14 protein-coding genes are annotated in these 14,050 nt (G+C 68.4%); 7 read left to right on the plus strand and 7 right to left on the minus strand.

Annotated elements, in window-relative coordinates; genetic code table 11:
- Positions 1–61: 61 nt before the first annotated feature.
- The 3 genes from RTI28_RS24515 to RTI28_RS24525 all read right to left on the minus strand — a co-directional run bounded on the left by RTI28_RS24515 (position 62) and on the right by RTI28_RS24525 (position 2,219).
- Complete coding sequence (locus tag RTI28_RS24515; RefSeq protein WP_316922866.1) at positions 62–325, minus strand: hypothetical protein; 264 nt, start codon at positions 323–325, stop codon at positions 62–64.
- Positions 252–980 (minus strand): hypothetical protein, encoded by a 729-nt coding sequence (locus RTI28_RS24520; RefSeq protein WP_316922867.1) that lies wholly within the window; start codon positions 978–980, stop codon positions 252–254. The genes RTI28_RS24515 and RTI28_RS24520 overlap by 74 nt, the downstream gene beginning before the upstream one ends.
- A 231-nt stretch (positions 981–1,211) precedes the next feature.
- Positions 1,212–2,219: an AraC family transcriptional regulator gene (locus RTI28_RS24525; RefSeq protein WP_316922868.1), complete on the minus strand. Its 1,008-nt coding sequence runs from the start codon at positions 2,217–2,219 to the stop codon at positions 1,212–1,214.
- A gap of 367 nt (positions 2,220–2,586) precedes the next feature.
- Here RTI28_RS24525 and RTI28_RS24530 point away from each other — a divergent pair, with 367 nt between their 5' ends.
- The 5 genes from RTI28_RS24530 to dkgB all read left to right on the plus strand — a co-directional run bounded on the left by RTI28_RS24530 (position 2,587) and on the right by dkgB (position 7,965).
- Positions 2,587–3,564, plus strand: a complete 978-nt coding sequence (locus RTI28_RS24530; protein WP_316922869.1) for a helix-turn-helix transcriptional regulator — start codon at positions 2,587–2,589, stop codon at positions 3,562–3,564.
- 97 nt (positions 3,565–3,661) lie between these two features.
- Positions 3,662–4,537, plus strand: coding sequence for a transporter (locus RTI28_RS24535; RefSeq protein WP_410479039.1), 876 nt, complete (start codon positions 3,662–3,664; stop codon positions 4,535–4,537).
- Between the two features lie 78 nt (positions 4,538–4,615).
- Positions 4,616–5,776, plus strand: coding sequence for an MFS transporter (locus RTI28_RS24540; RefSeq protein WP_316922870.1), 1,161 nt, complete (start codon positions 4,616–4,618; stop codon positions 5,774–5,776).
- 35 nt (positions 5,777–5,811) lie between these two features.
- Positions 5,812–6,918 (plus strand): class II histone deacetylase, encoded by a 1,107-nt coding sequence (locus RTI28_RS24545; protein WP_316922871.1) that lies wholly within the window; start codon positions 5,812–5,814, stop codon positions 6,916–6,918.
- Positions 6,919–7,161: 243 nt separating this feature from the next.
- Entirely contained in the window at positions 7,162–7,965 is an 804-nt protein-coding gene (gene dkgB / locus RTI28_RS24550) for a 2,5-didehydrogluconate reductase DkgB (protein ID WP_316922872.1), read from the plus strand.
- Between the two features lies 1 nt (position 7,966).
- Here dkgB and RTI28_RS24555 read toward each other — a convergent pair whose 3' ends face one another.
- Complete coding sequence (locus RTI28_RS24555) at positions 7,967–8,218, minus strand: DUF2790 domain-containing protein (RefSeq protein WP_316922873.1); 252 nt, start codon at positions 8,216–8,218, stop codon at positions 7,967–7,969.
- Positions 8,219–8,369: 151 nt separating this feature from the next.
- On the opposite strand from RTI28_RS24555, the gene RTI28_RS24560 reads away from it, so the two are divergent.
- On the plus strand, positions 8,370–9,803 hold the full coding sequence (locus RTI28_RS24560; RefSeq protein ID WP_316922874.1) for a PLP-dependent aminotransferase family protein: 1,434 nt from the start codon (positions 8,370–8,372) through the stop codon (positions 9,801–9,803).
- Here the strand turns inward: RTI28_RS24560 and RTI28_RS24565 are convergent.
- Together RTI28_RS24565 and RTI28_RS24570 are read right to left on the minus strand one after the other, a co-directional pair.
- On the minus strand, positions 9,796–11,010 hold the full coding sequence (locus RTI28_RS24565) for a CynX/NimT family MFS transporter (RefSeq protein ID WP_316922875.1): 1,215 nt from the start codon (positions 11,008–11,010) through the stop codon (positions 9,796–9,798). The genes RTI28_RS24560 and RTI28_RS24565 overlap by 8 nt on opposite strands.
- A complete protein-coding gene (locus RTI28_RS24570; RefSeq protein ID WP_316922876.1) occupies positions 11,007–11,465 on the minus strand; it encodes a nucleoside deaminase in 459 nt (152 codons plus the stop codon). The genes RTI28_RS24565 and RTI28_RS24570 overlap by 4 nt, the downstream gene beginning before the upstream one ends.
- A gap of 101 nt (positions 11,466–11,566) precedes the next feature.
- Here RTI28_RS24570 and RTI28_RS24575 point away from each other — a divergent pair, with 101 nt between their 5' ends.
- Positions 11,567–12,415, plus strand: a complete 849-nt coding sequence (locus RTI28_RS24575) for a LysR substrate-binding domain-containing protein (protein ID WP_316922877.1) — start codon at positions 11,567–11,569, stop codon at positions 12,413–12,415.
- A gap of 150 nt (positions 12,416–12,565) precedes the next feature.
- Here RTI28_RS24575 and RTI28_RS24580 read toward each other — a convergent pair whose 3' ends face one another.
- Complete coding sequence (locus RTI28_RS24580) at positions 12,566–14,041, minus strand: TolC family protein (RefSeq protein WP_316922878.1); 1,476 nt, start codon at positions 14,039–14,041, stop codon at positions 12,566–12,568.
- Positions 14,042–14,050 lie beyond the last annotated feature (9 nt).

A 14,050-nucleotide genomic window follows, 5' to 3' on the forward strand; every position in this document is an offset into this window, starting at 1 on the left:
AACATTCGAAAACAGTGAAGTGAAGACAGTTTCAATCAGCAATTCACAGCGCCGATAACATTCACAACTGTTTTTCAGAATCCGGCGGCAGCGGCGGTTCCCCCCTGTGCACCAGACGCAGCGCCGGTCGCCCCGATGGCCGCGCCTGGGCCTGGCGTTTCTCGCTCAACTGGTGCAGTTGCGCCTCCAGGCGATTGGCTTCCCGGGCCAGTTGCCGCAGCGCCTCGACCAGCGCCTGCGCCGGCTCCTGGTCAGTGCTCGGCGGTTTGCCGCGCAGACCGTTCAGCCAGGCCTGGCAACGCCGCAACAGGGTCTTGAACAGCATGTTTTTCATCTCCGGCATCCTGTTGAAGGTCACGCATGCGGGCATCCAGCCGCTGTGCCTCGGCCTGCAGCGCGTCGCTGGCGGCACGCGCCTGGCGCGAACGCCAGGCCGAGGCGAGGGCCAGTTGGCGGACCTCCGCCAGCGCCGCATCGAGCGCCTCGATGCCGAGCGCCTGTGCCTCGCAGGCCACGGCAAGCGACAGGCCACGCTCTTCGATACTGCTCGCCGCCGCGCCGACGCCGGCCAGGGCCAGGTTGGCGTCGTAGGTCTGGTCGCGTCCCTGCCGGGCCAGGCCCCTGATTTCCTCGCCGAGCGCCGCTGCCGGCGTGGCGAGCACGGCCCGGTCCACACTGCGCAGGGCCATCAGGGTGGCGCTGAGCCCAGTCTGCCCCCTGGCGGCCAGTAGCAGCGACTGCCGCGCTTCGCTGCCCACCTGGCGCGCGTCCTCGGTCAGTTGCTGGCTCTCCACCCTGATCCGCAGCAAGGCCGCTGCGACCTCCTCGAGCTTGCCCTGTTGTTGTTGCAGCGTGGTGTCGCATTCGGCGCCGAGCAGGCTGACCTGATCGGCCAGCCCGGCCAGGCCTTGCAGCTCGCCGCGCATCTGCCCGAGCGCGGCCCGGGCAGTGGACTGGGCGCTGGCGTTGCGCTGGCGCACACGGTGTCTGCGCGCACGCTCGCGGCGCAGGCGCCAAGCCCGCGACAGCAGCACGAGCAGGACAGACAGCAGGAGAAAAACGAGTGGAGGGGTGATGCCTGGCATACGGGCAGAAGGTCCTTCGACAGCTGCGCAAACGTGTGCGGCATAGTGTGGCGGCTTTTTCCACGGCGCAGGTCGGCGCGCTGGCGGGGGATAAATGAATGCGCCGCACGGATAAACGAAAGCCGTTCAGCCCTGCCCCTGCTCGCGATAACGCCCCGGGCCGACGCCGAACCAGCGCTCGCAGGCCTTGTTGAAAGCGCTCTGATGACGAAAGCCGACCCGGTAGGCGATCTGCTTGAAGCTCAGCTCGCTGTTGCGCAGCAACTGGTGACTGTCGCGCAGCCTGACTTCGTCGAGCAAACGCAGGAAACCGTGGCCTTCGCCTTCCAGGCCGCGGCTCAGGCGGTGCGGGCTGAGCCGCAGCGCCTCGGCCACCCCCGCCAGGGTCACCGGCCGGCCCAGGGCCAGTTGCTCGCCGATGACCCCGCGCACCTGCAGGCTCAGGCGATCGCCGCCGACCTGGCGCTGCCAGCGCGCCAGGTATTCAGCATGCACCGCATGCAGCGCCGGATCGTGGCTGGCCACCACCAGCGCGGCATCGGCATGGCTGAACAACAGGGCGTTGCGCGCCGCGTCGTACTCGACCTGCGTTCCGTAGATTCGCTCGCTGGCACGACAGTCGACGGGGCGCGGATAACTCAGCTCGGCACGCAACGGACGAATCACCCGCCCCGGCACCAGCCAGCACAACAGGCCCAGTGTGATCGCCGCCACCGCATCGATGAACACCCGCGACAGCGGACGTTGCCCGGTACCGCTCAGCATCCCGACCAGGCGCACGCCCTCGACGCGCTCCTCGACGAACAGACAGAAGCCGGTACCGACCAGGTGGTGATGCTCGGCCAGGGCGACCAGCACGCTCTTGAGGGTCGGGCTGGACATCAGCGCATAGCCCAGCGGGCCGAGATTGGCCGGATGGGCGTGATCGAAGGCACGCAGGCCGATGCCCGGATCACCACTGAGCAGACTGGCCTGTTCGAACACCCCCTCGACGGCGGCAAGGGGAACGAAAGCCGGCCCCGAGGCCGTCAGCAGTGGCGCGCCGAGGCGCTGGCAGAGCTCGCGCACGGCGGGCTGGGAACCGCCCAGGGCGGTGGTCAGGGCGGCAGCGAAAGCCCGCGAAACGGTAGGCATGAAGAAAGTCCGAAGAGCGAAGAGTCGAGCGTAGTCCAGGCAGTCATACGACCACTGCCACGCTCTCTGACTCAATTGATCGTCGTCCGCCCCCTAACCTTTAATGGCGTAAGGCTTTTCCCGAGGGCTGCGCAACGGCTTAGGGCAAACCATCACCTGCGCAGGGCGCAGGCAGTTGTCCGACCTCACCGGGCACAGCAGGTGCCGACGAACAGACTCCCCCACCATCGTGCATCTGCAGGATAGTGATCCGGCGCCATTTCGCCGACACTCGCTACCAGGCCCTGCCAACGTCCCCCGTGACGCCCCGGTCCTTCTCGAACCCCTGACGAAACCAATAACAACAGTCGCACAGAGGTAGCCGCCAATGACCCGGCACGAATCCGCCCCCGCCCGCCTGTTGCAGGCGTTCAGCGACATGACCCTGGAACTGCAGCGCCTGGCGCAGCATCACGATATCGAGGGTTTCCACCGCCCGGCCCTGGACTGCATCGGCCAGGTGCTGCCCTTCGCCAGTGCCTGGTGGGGCCGCGCCGCGCTGATCGACGGCTTGCCCGAAGAACACAGCTCGTACCTGTACAACCTGCCGGCCAGCTACCTGACGGACTGGCAGTCGATCCGCCACATCGATGTCACCGTCGGCCGCGTGCATGCACACCCCGGCCACTCGGTCATCATCGACATGGCCGACCCGGCCAATGGCGCCGGGCTCAACTGGCTCGGCCAGCGGCATGGCATCGGCGAGCTGCTCTGCGTGGTCTACATCGATCCGCAGACCCACCTCAGCGATCACCTGGCCCTGTACCGCGCCCCCGGCGCGCCGCGCTTCAGCGAGCAGGACCGGCTGCTGCTGGACAACGCCATGCTGCACCTGGTGGCCGCGGTGTCGGCCAACCATATCCGCACCCTGGTGGCCAAGCGCGAGTCCCTCACCCCCTCGCGCAACCTGGCCCTGGCCGTGTGCGACCAGCGCGGCACCCTGCACTGCGCGGAAAAGGGCTTCGTCGATCTGCTGCTCGGCGAGTGGCCGGACTGGAGCGGTCCGCTGCTGCCGGTCGCGCTGGATGCCCGCGGGCATGACGGCAAGCACCTGCAGATCGAAGCCTCGGCGGTCGGCGACCTGTTCCTCCTCGCCGCCCGTGCGCGCACGCCCCTGGCGCAGTTGAGCCCGCGGGAGAACGATGTCGCCCAGGGCTTCGGCGAAGGCAAGACCTACAAGGAAATCGCCCGCGACCTGGGCCTGTCACCGAACACCGTGCGCCATCACATCCGCGCCATCTACCACAAGCTCGGGGTCAACGATAAGACGCGCATCGCCCACCTGCTGCACTCGCCCCCCGACTGACCTGAACCGCTGATCCGTACCCCGCGCCTCGCCGGCCTTGCGCCGGTGACGGCCGCGCTTTGCCTGCCATTTGCCAACAACACCAAGAAGAGACGCAATGCCCATGACCCACACCCTGCTCCGCGCCCTGGCGCTGGCCGGCGGCCTGTCGAGCCTGCACGCCAGCGCCGCCGACCTCAATGCCCGCGACTTCTTCGGCGCCCCGTCCGGCACCAGCCTCGGCGTGCTGTACCTGCCGGCGACCCGCGCCGACGACTTCCACGGCCCGGCCGACAGCACCGGCAAGGCCGAACTGAAGGTCAATGCCATGGCTTACCGCCAGGTGTTCTTCACCGATCTCTGCGGCACCCTGTGCACCCCGCAGTTCATCGTGCCCTTCGCCGATATCGAGGCGCGCCTGCCCGGCGCGGCCCGGCATAGCGGGGAAAGCGGTTTCGGCGATCCGCAGGTGGGCGGCACGCTGTTCTTCATCAATGACGCCGCGTCGCGCACCTACAGCGGCCTGCTGACCCTGATCACCCTGCCGGTCGGCGAGTACCACGCACAGAACCCCGACGTGTCGCCGGGCGCCAACCGCTGGGGCGCGACCTTCGTCTACAACTACACCCAGGGCATCGGCGACAAGTGGGTACTGGAAGCCAACCTCGAAGCCCAGCTCTACGGCAAGAACGACGACTACTTCGGCAGCGACCTGAAACAGGACCCGTTGTATCGCCTGCAGGCCTTCGCCTCCTACGACTTCACCCCCGCCACCTATGGCGCCCTGCGCCTGATCCACGCCGACGGCGGCGAACTGCGCATCGACGACCGGCGCATCGACGACACCCACAAGCGCTACACCCAGGTCGGCTTCGAGCTGGGGCACTGGCTGGACCAGCAGAACCAGCTGATGTTCAGCCTTTCGCAGAACGTCGCCACCGACAACGGCTACCACGGCACCGATGCGCTGCTGCGCCTGGTGCATGTGTTCTGAATGCGCCGCGCTCGGTGTGGGGGGAGTTCACCACTCCCCACTCAATCCGGGCGCTCTGTCTTTTCCCAGGAGATGTGCATGACCACCGACTCCAAACCGCTGCCCGCCGCCCGGCCCCAGGCCTCGGCCCAACTGGCCCTGCTCGCGGCGATCGTGCTGTTCGCCGCGATCACCCCGACCATCCTCATGACCGCGCCGGCCGTGGCCGCGCAACTGGCCACGCAATGGCAACTGGCACCCTCGCAGATCGGCGACCTGTTCTCCGCCGAACTGGGCGCCATGAGCCTGGCCACCCTGCCTGCGTTCTACTGGCTCAAGCGTGTCGACTGGCGCCGCGCGGCGCTGCTCGCCGGGGTCGCCTTCATCGCCGCCAACCTGCTGTCGATCTGGGCCAGCGGCTATTCCACCCTGCTCGCCCTGCGCTTCTGCAGCGCCCTGGCCGGCGGTTCGCTGATGATCGTGTGCCTGTCCAGCGCCGCCTCCACGGCCAACCCCAGCCGGGTCTACGGCCTCTGGGTGATGGGCCAGTTGGTGGTCGGGGCGATCGGCCTGAGCGTGCTGCCGCGCCTGTTCGAGCACTACGGCCTGGCGGCCTGCTACCTGCTGCTGGCCGTGCTGATGGCGCTGTTCCTGCCGCTGGCGCGGTACTTCCCGCAGGGCGCGCCGGTCGCCGCCCAGGCCGGCGAGGCGGCGCCGCTGGCCAGAGGCAAGGTCGCCCTGGGCATTCTCGGCATCCTGGCCTTCTACATCAGCCTCAGCGGGGTCTGGACCTTCATCGGCGCCATCAGCGCCGGCGCGGGAATCTCCGCCGAGGCCAGCGGCGAGGTGCTGGCCATCGCCACGGTGATGGGCATCGTCGGCGCCGGCTGCGCCTCGCTGATCGGCGACCGCCTGCCGCGCGGGCTGCTGTTGCTGCTGGGCTACGGCCTGATGATCGGCTCGCTGCTGCTGTTGCTCGGCCAGCCGCCCCTGGCGCGCCTGGCCCTGGCGGCGCTGGCCTTCAAGTTCACCTGGACCTTCATCCTGCCGCTGATCCTCGCCTGCCTGGCCGACCTCGACCGCTCCGGCAAGCTGATGAACGCCTCCAACCTGGTGATCGGCGGTGGCCTGGCCATCGGCCCGGCGATCGCCGGACGCCTGATCGAAAGCAGCGGCGGCTTCCAGCCACTGCTGATCGGCGCCGCCGTCACCACCTGCCTCTCCCTGCTGCTGATCCTCGGCTGCCGTCGCGGCGCTTGAGCAGCCTCCCCTTACCCTGGAAAAACGGAATCACCATGAGCCGAAACACTGCCTTCTTCTTCGATGAACTGAGCCTCTGGCACAGCGCCGGCCTGCATGCCCTGACCCTGCCCGTGGGCGGTTGGGTCCAGCCGCCCGCCGCTGCCGGGCATGCCGAATCACCGGAAACCAAGCGGCGCCTGAAAAGCCTGCTGGACGTCTCCGGCCTGACCCGCCAACTGCTGGTGCGTGGTGCCGCGGCCGCCAGCGAGGACGACCTGCTGCGGGTGCATACGCCCGGCTACCTGCAACGCTTCAAGGCCCTCAGCGATGCCGGCGGCGGCGAACTGGGCCACCATGCGCCGATCGGTCCGGGCAGCTACGAGATCGCCCGGCTGTCCGCCGGCCTGGCCATGGCCGCGGTGGACGCGGTGCTCGACGGCGAGGTGGACAACGCCTACTCGCTGTCACGCCCGCCGGGACATCACTGCCTGGCCGATGGCGCCATGGGCTTCTGCTTCCTTGCCAATATCGCCATCGCCATCGAGGCGGCCAAGGCCCGTCGTGGCCTGGGCAAGGTGGCGGTGATCGACTGGGATGTGCACCACGGCAATGGCACCCAGGCGATCTTCGAAGCGCGGGCCGACGTGCTGACCATCTCCCTGCACCAGGACGGCTGCTTTCCCGCCGGCTACAGCGGCGAGGAGGATCGCGGTCGCGGCGCGGGACTGGGGGCGAACATCAACATCCCGCTGCCGCCGGGCAGTGGTCACGCGGCGTATATCCACGCGATGGAGCGCATCGTGGTGCCGGCGCTGGAGCGTTTCGAGCCGGAGCTGATCATCGTCGCCTGCGGCTACGACGCCAACGCGGTGGACCCGCTGGCGCGGATGCTGCTGCACAGCGACTCGTTCCGCGCCATGACCCGCCTGGTACGCGAGGCCGCCGAGCGGCTGTGCCAGGGGCGTCTGGTGCTGGTGCATGAAGGCGGCTATTCGGAGGCCTATGTGCCGTTCTGCGGGTTGGCGACCATCGAAGAACTGGCGGGGATCAGGACCGCGGTGGTCGATCCGATGCTGGAGTTCGTCGGGTTGCAGCAGCCGAACGAGGCGGTGACGGCGTTTCAGCAGGAGATCGTGGAGCGGATACAACTGGCCTTGTAGGTGCTGGCCTGCGAAAGGACCGCAACGCAGTGCCGAATTCGGTATTGCATGGTTTTGGGAGCGCTAACGCGCTCCTTCGCGGGCAAGCCACGCTCCTACCTGCCGAGCACTTCATCACCCAGAGGGGGGGGCCGGGGATTCATGCGCAAAACGCAAAACTCCCGTGCCCCACCAGCGGTTTTTCCACCCACCCCGCGCCCGGATACTACCCTCATTCCCTGCCCACCCAATGAGGACATCCCCATGACGCTCCCCCTGTTCGGCCTCGGCACTTTCCGCCTCAAGGACCAGGTGGTCATCGACTCGGTCAGCCAGGCCCTGGAACTGGGCTACCGGGCCATCGACACGGCGCAGATCTACGGCAACGAGGCCGAGGTCGGCCAGGCCATCGCCGCCAGCGGCGTGCCCCGCGACCAGCTGTACCTGACCAGCAAGATCTGGACCGAGAACCTCTCGGCCGAGCGCCTGATCCCCAGCCTCGAAGAGAGCCTGCGCAAGCTGCGCACCGACCACCTCGACCTGACCCTGATCCACTGGCCCTCGCCCAACGGCGCGGTGCCGGTCGCCGAATTCATGGGCGCGCTGCTGGAGGCCAGGGCCCGCGGCCTGACCCGCGAGATCGGCGTGTCCAACTTCACCATCGAGCTGCTGCGCCAGGCCATCGCCGTGACCGGTCCCGGGCAGATCGCCAGCAACCAGATCGAACTGCACCCGTACCTGCAGAACCGCCGCCTGGTGGAATTCATGCAAAGCCAGCAAGTGGCCGTGACCTCGTACATGACGCTGGGCTACGGCAAGGTCCTGGAAGACCCGCTGATCAAGGAAATCGCCGCGCAGCACAACGCCACCCCGGCGCAGATCACCCTGGCCTGGGCCATGCAACTGGGCTACGCGGTGATCCCGTCCTCGACCCGGCGGGACAACCTGGCCAGCAACCTCAAGGCCGTCGGCCTGCGCCTGAGCGACACGGACATGGCCCGCATCGCCACACTGGACAGCGGCCTGCGTCTGACCGACCCGGCCGGACTGGCACCGCGCTGGGACTGACTCAGCCCTGGTCGGAGCATTCCTCTGCGAGTTTCAGGTAGCGCAAGGCGTGCTCCTGACCCTGGGAGTCCAGGTAGGTCATGGTCGCCTGGACCACCTTGCACTGCTGGTCGCCAGCGGGCTCGCGCAAGTCGAGGACCCTGGCGATATCCAGTGGCATGCCGTAGTGGTAGTCGACCGGGATGGGTGTCTGCGCAGCCTGGGCGGCTGCGGACAGAAGCAGGACGGGAAGCAACATCGCACGCACTTTCATGGCGAATCTCCCTGGTTCAAGGTAATGCACCGATCTGCGCTCACATCACCCTTGAGTGTGGATTCGCTCCGCGGACTCCGTGGCCCGAGGGGATCAACGGCAGGAAAATCGGTTAACCTGACCCACCGCCTGCCCCGGAAACCACTCCCCCATGGAACTGCACATCACCCTGCACGGCCGCAAGGACCTCGCCGAGCAGTTGTACCGGCAATTGCGCGACGGCATCGACAGCGGCCGTCTCGCCGCCGGCACGCAGCTGCCGCCGACACGGCTGCTGGCCGAGCAGTTGGGGGTGTCGCGCAAGACCGTGGCCGAAGCCTATTCGCGACTGAGCGCGGACAACCTGCTCAGCGGTCAGGTCGGGCGCGGCACCTTCGTCACTCCGCAGCCCCAGGTCACCCCGCCGGACGCCCGCCAGGCCCCGCTGGCCAGCGCCGACAGCCTGGCGCGCTGGCGCGCCCGCGGCATGCCCATGGGCCGCTCGGCGCTGGCGCAGCCGTCGCGCTATGACTTCGTCGGCGGCGTTTCGAGCAAGGCGCATTTCCCCTTCGACCTCTGGCGCCAGTGCAGCCAGTACGCCCTGCGCCAGTGCCAGCGCAGCACCACGCGCTACAGCGATGCCCAGGGCCTGTCCGAACTGCGCGAAGCCATTGCCCGGCATATCGCCTTCGCCCGTGGCGTGCACTGCGCCGCGGGCGACGTGCAGGTGTGCAACGGCGCGCAGCAGGCCCTGGACCTGATCGCCCGGGTGCTGATCGAGCCGGGCTGCCGCGTGGCCATGGAAGATCCCGGCTATCCGCCGGCCAGGCACCTGTTCGAAGCCCTCGGCGCGCGCATCCAGCATGTGCCGGTGGACGCCGACGGCATGCGCGTCGAGCTGATCGAGGCCGGCGTGCGGCTGATCTACGTGACCCCGTCGCACCAGTTCCCGCTGGGCATGCCCATGGCCCTGGCGCGGCGTCACGCCCTGCTGGCGCGCGCCGCCGAACTGGGCGCGGTGATCATCGAGGACGACTACGACAGCGAGTTCCGCTACACGGGGCGTCCCACCGACGCCCTGCAGAGCCTCGACCGACAAGGGCTGGTGGCCTATGTCGGGACCTTCTCCAAGACCGTGCTGCCGGAACTGCGCCTGGGCTATGCGGTGCTGCCGCCAGCGCTGCTGGAGCCAGTGAGGATCGCCCGGCAGTTGAGCGACTGGCACACCTCGACCCTGAGCCAGTGGACCCTGGCGCGCTTTATCAGCGAAGGCCACCTGGTCAGGCATATCCGCCGCTGCCATGCGCTCTACGCAGCCCGGCGCGAGCGCATCCTGCAGCGCCTCGACGACGACCTGCAGCCGTGGTTCGAGGCGGTGCCGAGCAGCGCCGGCTATCACCTCAGCGCCCTGGCCCGGGGCGAGCTGGACGTGGAGTTCGTCATCGCCCTGGCACGCAAGGTGGAAGTCGGCCTGTATTCGCTGCGCCCGTTCTACAGCGAAGCGCCGCCGCGCCCCGGCCTGCTGCTGGGCTTCGGCGCCATCGAACGGCTGGATATCGACCCGGCCCTGGACCGCCTGCGCGATACCCTGCAATCGCTCAGTTGAGGGCGCCGACCGGTGTGTCGCGAGCGGCCATGGCGGCGGCATAGCCACGCGGCGCGAAACGCCCGGTGACCAGCAGCATCAGCAGCACGGTCAGCGTCAGCAGGGTCCAGGAGGCCTGGAAGTCACCGCTGATATCGCGCAGCCAGCCGGTCAGGTAGGGCACAAGGCCGGTGATGATGAAGCCGATGCCCTGGACGAAGGCCGCCAGAGCGCCGGCCTGGCGCGGCTCCTTGAGGTGTTCCAGGGTCAGGGTCAGGCTCAGGCTGAAACAGGCGCCGAGGCCGAAGCCGATCAGGCCGACCCACAGCCCCGGCGACCGCGCCGGATCCAGCAGCAGGCCGGCAAAACCGAGCAGTTGCGCGGTCAATGCCAGCCACAGGCCCGGCCGCCGGTCGGCGATCCGCCGCAACAGCAGCGGCAGACCGAGGGCACCCAGCACCTGGAAGAGGGTCATCAGCCCCACCAGCTCACCGCCGCCGCGGGCACTGCCGCCGACCTGCTGATAGTAGGCCGGCAGCCAGGCCACCATGCTGGTGTAGCCGCCATTGATCAGGCCGAAGTACACCGCCAGGAGCCAGGCCCGGCGATTGCCGAAGAAGTGCCCGCCGGGATTGCCGCCACGGCCGGCGGCGCTTTCCAGGTTCGGCCCGATCAGGCCGAGCAGCAACAGCGCCAGCAGCACCGGCAGCAGCCAGACGCCCAGCCCGGCCTGCCAGTGGCCGAAGTACTCGGCGACCCGCGGCCCGAGCACCGCGGCCAGGCCGCCGCCGCTCATCAACGCCGCCGAGTACAGCCCCATGGCCAGGGCCAGGCGCTGGGCGAACCAGCGATTGACCAGCCCCGGCATCAGCGCCTGGACGAACGCCACACCCAGCCCGGCCAGCACCGCACTGGCGATCAGCGCGCCGCCACTGCCCAGCAGCAGGCGCCACAGGCAGGCAAGACCGATGGCGGCGAGGCCGAGCAGCAACCCGCCCTGCTCGCCCAGCCAGCGCCGCAGCCACGGCTGCGCCAGCGGCACCAGGCCCATGCACAGCACCGGCAAGGCGGTGAGCAGGGCCGCCTGCTGATAACCGATGCCGGTGCCGGCGCGGATGTCCTCCAGCAGCGGGCCGATGCTGGTGAGGATCGGGCGCAGGTTGAGGGTCACCGCGATGACCAGGAGCATCAGCGCGGTGCCGCGCCAGGGCGAAGTGCTCACGCTCATGCCGGGCGCACCTGCTGCCAGAGCGCATAGAGCCCCTCCTCTCCCGCCGGCTTCAGCGGCCGCAGGGGCACAGCCTGCTGCCCGGGCGCGCGTGCCATCTGCGCATACACCGCGGCGGTGGAGAGGCCGTAGGGCTCGCCTTCGGCGTTGTCATAGGCGAACCAGGCGCGCTCGATCCCGCACAGGTGCATGGCGGCCAGGCACATCGGGCACGGATGGCCGCTGGCGTAGATCTCGCAGCCGTCCAGGCGGGGTCGGCCGAGCACCTGGCTGGCCTGGCGGATCGCCTGCAGCTCGGCGTGGGCGGTGGGGTCGTTGCTGGTGTGGATCTGGTTGACCGCGCGGGCGATCACCCGCCCCTCGTGCACCAGCACCGCGCCGAACGGCCGGCCGCCGGCGTGGATGTTGTCCCGGGCCAGGGCCAGGGCTTCGCGCATGAAGGCTTCGTGGGCCATGTTCGACTCCTGCAGATCGACGGACGAATGAAGCGCGATTATCCCGGGCGCCGGGTGTAGCATGAAATTAATTGATTTCATGCATACCAGTGGATTTGCGCATGCTCGACCCTCTCCTGCTCCGTGCCTTCGTCACCGTGGTGGAAACCGGCAACTTCACCCGTGCCGGTGAACGCCTGCACCTGACCCAGTCCACCGTCAGCCAGCAGATCATTCGCCTGGAACAGAGCCTGGGCAGTCGCCTGCTCGACCGCAGCCAGCGCCAGGTCTGGCCGACCGAGGCCGGCGAGCGCCTGCTGGGCTATGCCCGGCGGATCCTGCGCCTGGAGGAGGAAGCGCGCCTGGCCCTGAGTCCGGCCCAGGCGCAGACCGCCCTGCGCCTGGGCGCGCCGGAGGACCTGGCCGGCGAACTGCTGACCGAAGCGCTGCGCGGGTTCATCGGCGAGCGGCCGCACCTGCGCCTGGAAGTGGAAAGCGGCCTGAGCAATCCGTTGCTGCACCTGTACCGCAATGGCGAGCTGGACATGCTCCTGGTCAAGCAATGGGGCGCCGATCGCGATGCCCATGCGCGCTGGCCGGAGCCGCTGTCCTGGGTGTGCAGCGCGCGCGGGTTGCTGGCGCGCGAGCCTTTGCCGCTGGTGGTGTTTCCGGTGGGCGCGCTGTATCGCCAGGAAATGATCCACGCCCTGGAAAGCAGCGGGCGGCCGTGGCGGATCAGTTATTCCAGTACCAGCCTGGCCAGCCTGGGTGCGGCGGTGAGTGCGGGGCTGGGGGTCAGCCTGATTCCCTCGCGCTGCGTGCTGCCGGGGCATCGGGTGCTGGACGTGGAGGACGGCTTCATGCCGGTGACGGGGCTGGAGCTGGCGCTGTATGCGCGGGCGGGGCTGGATGAGGATGGGCTGGCGTTGCGCGATCTGCTGGCGGGACTCTGCAACACCCGTGCCCTGTAGGAGCTGGCTTGCCTGCGAAAGGACCGCGTAGCGGTCCCCAATGACACCGTGATGGGGACCGCTGTGCGGTCCTTTCGCGGGCAAGCCCGCTCCTACAGATTACGCACCGGATTGGTGTCCGCGCAGGTTTCACCGGCGCGGATCACACCATCAGCGGTTCCAGTTCGCCTCGCCGTTCTGCAACGCCGTGGCGATGGTCTGCAGGTTGTTGTCCGGCAGGCTGTCCGGCAGCAGGTCGGTACCCGAGCTGACATACAGCTGCGCATAGGCATTGCGCAGTTCGGCGTAGGCCAGGTCGCGCTTGAGCTGGGTCTGCAGGTTGTTCAGCTCGCCCTGGATCAGCTCCAGCTCACCGATGTTCTGCGTCTGGTAGCGGTTGCGCAGTTGCTCGGCGATCTGCCCGTCGAGAGTCGCCAGCTCTTCGCTGGTACGGAACTGACGCACCGACTCGCTGTAGTTGGCGTTGGCCACGTACAGCTGGGCCAGCACCGCCATGGACATGGCCTGGCGCCGTGCCGCGGCGACGTCTTCGCCGGCTTCGGCCACCTTGATCGCCGCCGGTGCCGAGAGCACGTTGAACAGGTTCCAGGTCACCTTGACGCCGTAGTCGGCCCAGCTCTGGTTGGTCAGGAACGAGTTGCTGTCGTAGTGACCGCCGGCCGAGAACTCCAGGCCCGGCAGCATGCGCAGCATGGCCTTGCGGGTTTCCGCGGCGCTGATGCGGGTCTGGTAGTCCTGCTCGCGCAGTTCCGGACGGTTGGCCAGGGCCTGCTCTTCCAACTGGCTCAGGTTGCCCTTGAACTCCGGCACCACGTAGCCGTCTTCCGGGGCCAGGGTGAAGTCGGTGTTCAGCGGCAGGTTGATCAGCGCGGCCAGTTCGGTCTTGGCCAGGGACAGCGCGCGACGCTGCTCTTCCAGCTGGCGGGTGGCCTCGATCAGCGCGCGCTGGTAGCTCAGGGTCTGCACCGGGTCGCCGACGCGCTGCGCGCTCATGCTCTGGCTGTTGCCACGGGCTTCGTGGATACGCCCCATCAGGTTGTCGATCTGGTTCAGCAGACGCTGCGCCGCCACCGCTCGCCAGTACGCCGAACGCACGTCCTGGGTGATGGTGTGGACCACCTTGCGCTTGCGCTCCTGGAGGATCAGGCGCTGGTCGGCCTGCTGCTTGGCGCTGACGTAGCTGACGCCGAAGTCCAGCACGTTCCACACCATGGTCAGGTCGGCGACGTCGCGGTCGCGGTCCTGGGAGGTCGAAGGTTCCAGGGACTGGGTACCGGTCTCGACGCTCTGGCTGCTGGAGGCGCTGACATTGTTGCGCCCGGCGTAGCCGGCTTCCATCGCCATGCGCGGCAGCATGTCGAAGCGGGCCAGGTCGACCTGGCGCTTGGCCAGGGCCTCTTCCATCACCTTCAGGCGCGATTCGAGGTTGTACTTCACCGCGCGGGCCATGGCCTGGTGCAGGGTCAGGGGCCCGCTGAGGGGTTCCTGGTCCTTGAACATGCTGGCCAGGTCAGTGCGCGCGCGCTCCTCGCTGGCGCTGCGGTCGATCGGCTCGCTGGTCACGGCGCATCCGCTGATGGCCAGTGCCAACAGGCTGGCGGCAAACAGTTTGTGGCTTTTATTCATCCTTGGGCC

Origin of the sequence: Pseudomonas sp. zfem002 (assembly GCF_032621685.1) — a bacterium.
In the GTDB taxonomy this organism is placed as follows: domain Bacteria; phylum Pseudomonadota; class Gammaproteobacteria; order Pseudomonadales; family Pseudomonadaceae; genus Aquipseudomonas; species Aquipseudomonas japonica.

Bases quoted from the DNA above. Each gene is read 5' to 3' on its own strand.
- RTI28_RS24515 (WP_316922866.1), bottom strand. From the start codon at position 325: ATGCTGTTCAAGACCCTGTTGCGGCGTTGCCAGGCCTGGCTGAACGGT.
- RTI28_RS24525 (WP_316922868.1), bottom strand. From the start codon at position 2,219: ATGCCTACCGTTTCGCGGGCTTTCGCTGCCGCCCTGACCACCGCCCTG.
- RTI28_RS24530 (WP_316922869.1), top strand. From the start codon at position 2,587: ATGACCCGGCACGAATCCGCCCCCGCCCGCCTGTTGCAGGCGTTCAGC.
- RTI28_RS24535 (WP_410479039.1), top strand. From the start codon at position 3,662: ATGCCCATGACCCACACCCTGCTCCGCGCCCTGGCGCTGGCCGGCGGC.
- RTI28_RS24540 (WP_316922870.1), top strand. From the start codon at position 4,616: ATGACCACCGACTCCAAACCGCTGCCCGCCGCCCGGCCCCAGGCCTCG.
- RTI28_RS24545 (WP_316922871.1), top strand. From the start codon at position 5,812: ATGAGCCGAAACACTGCCTTCTTCTTCGATGAACTGAGCCTCTGGCAC.
- dkgB (WP_316922872.1), top strand. From the start codon at position 7,162: ATGACGCTCCCCCTGTTCGGCCTCGGCACTTTCCGCCTCAAGGACCAG.
- RTI28_RS24555 (WP_316922873.1), bottom strand. From the start codon at position 8,218: ATGAAAGTGCGTGCGATGTTGCTTCCCGTCCTGCTTCTGTCCGCAGCC.
- RTI28_RS24560 (WP_316922874.1), top strand. From the start codon at position 8,370: ATGGAACTGCACATCACCCTGCACGGCCGCAAGGACCTCGCCGAGCAG.
- RTI28_RS24565 (WP_316922875.1), bottom strand. From the start codon at position 11,010: ATGAGCGTGAGCACTTCGCCCTGGCGCGGCACCGCGCTGATGCTCCTG.
- RTI28_RS24570 (WP_316922876.1), bottom strand. From the start codon at position 11,465: ATGGCCCACGAAGCCTTCATGCGCGAAGCCCTGGCCCTGGCCCGGGAC.
- RTI28_RS24575 (WP_316922877.1), top strand. From the start codon at position 11,567: ATGCTCGACCCTCTCCTGCTCCGTGCCTTCGTCACCGTGGTGGAAACC.
- RTI28_RS24580 (WP_316922878.1), bottom strand. From the start codon at position 14,041: ATGAATAAAAGCCACAAACTGTTTGCCGCCAGCCTGTTGGCACTGGCC.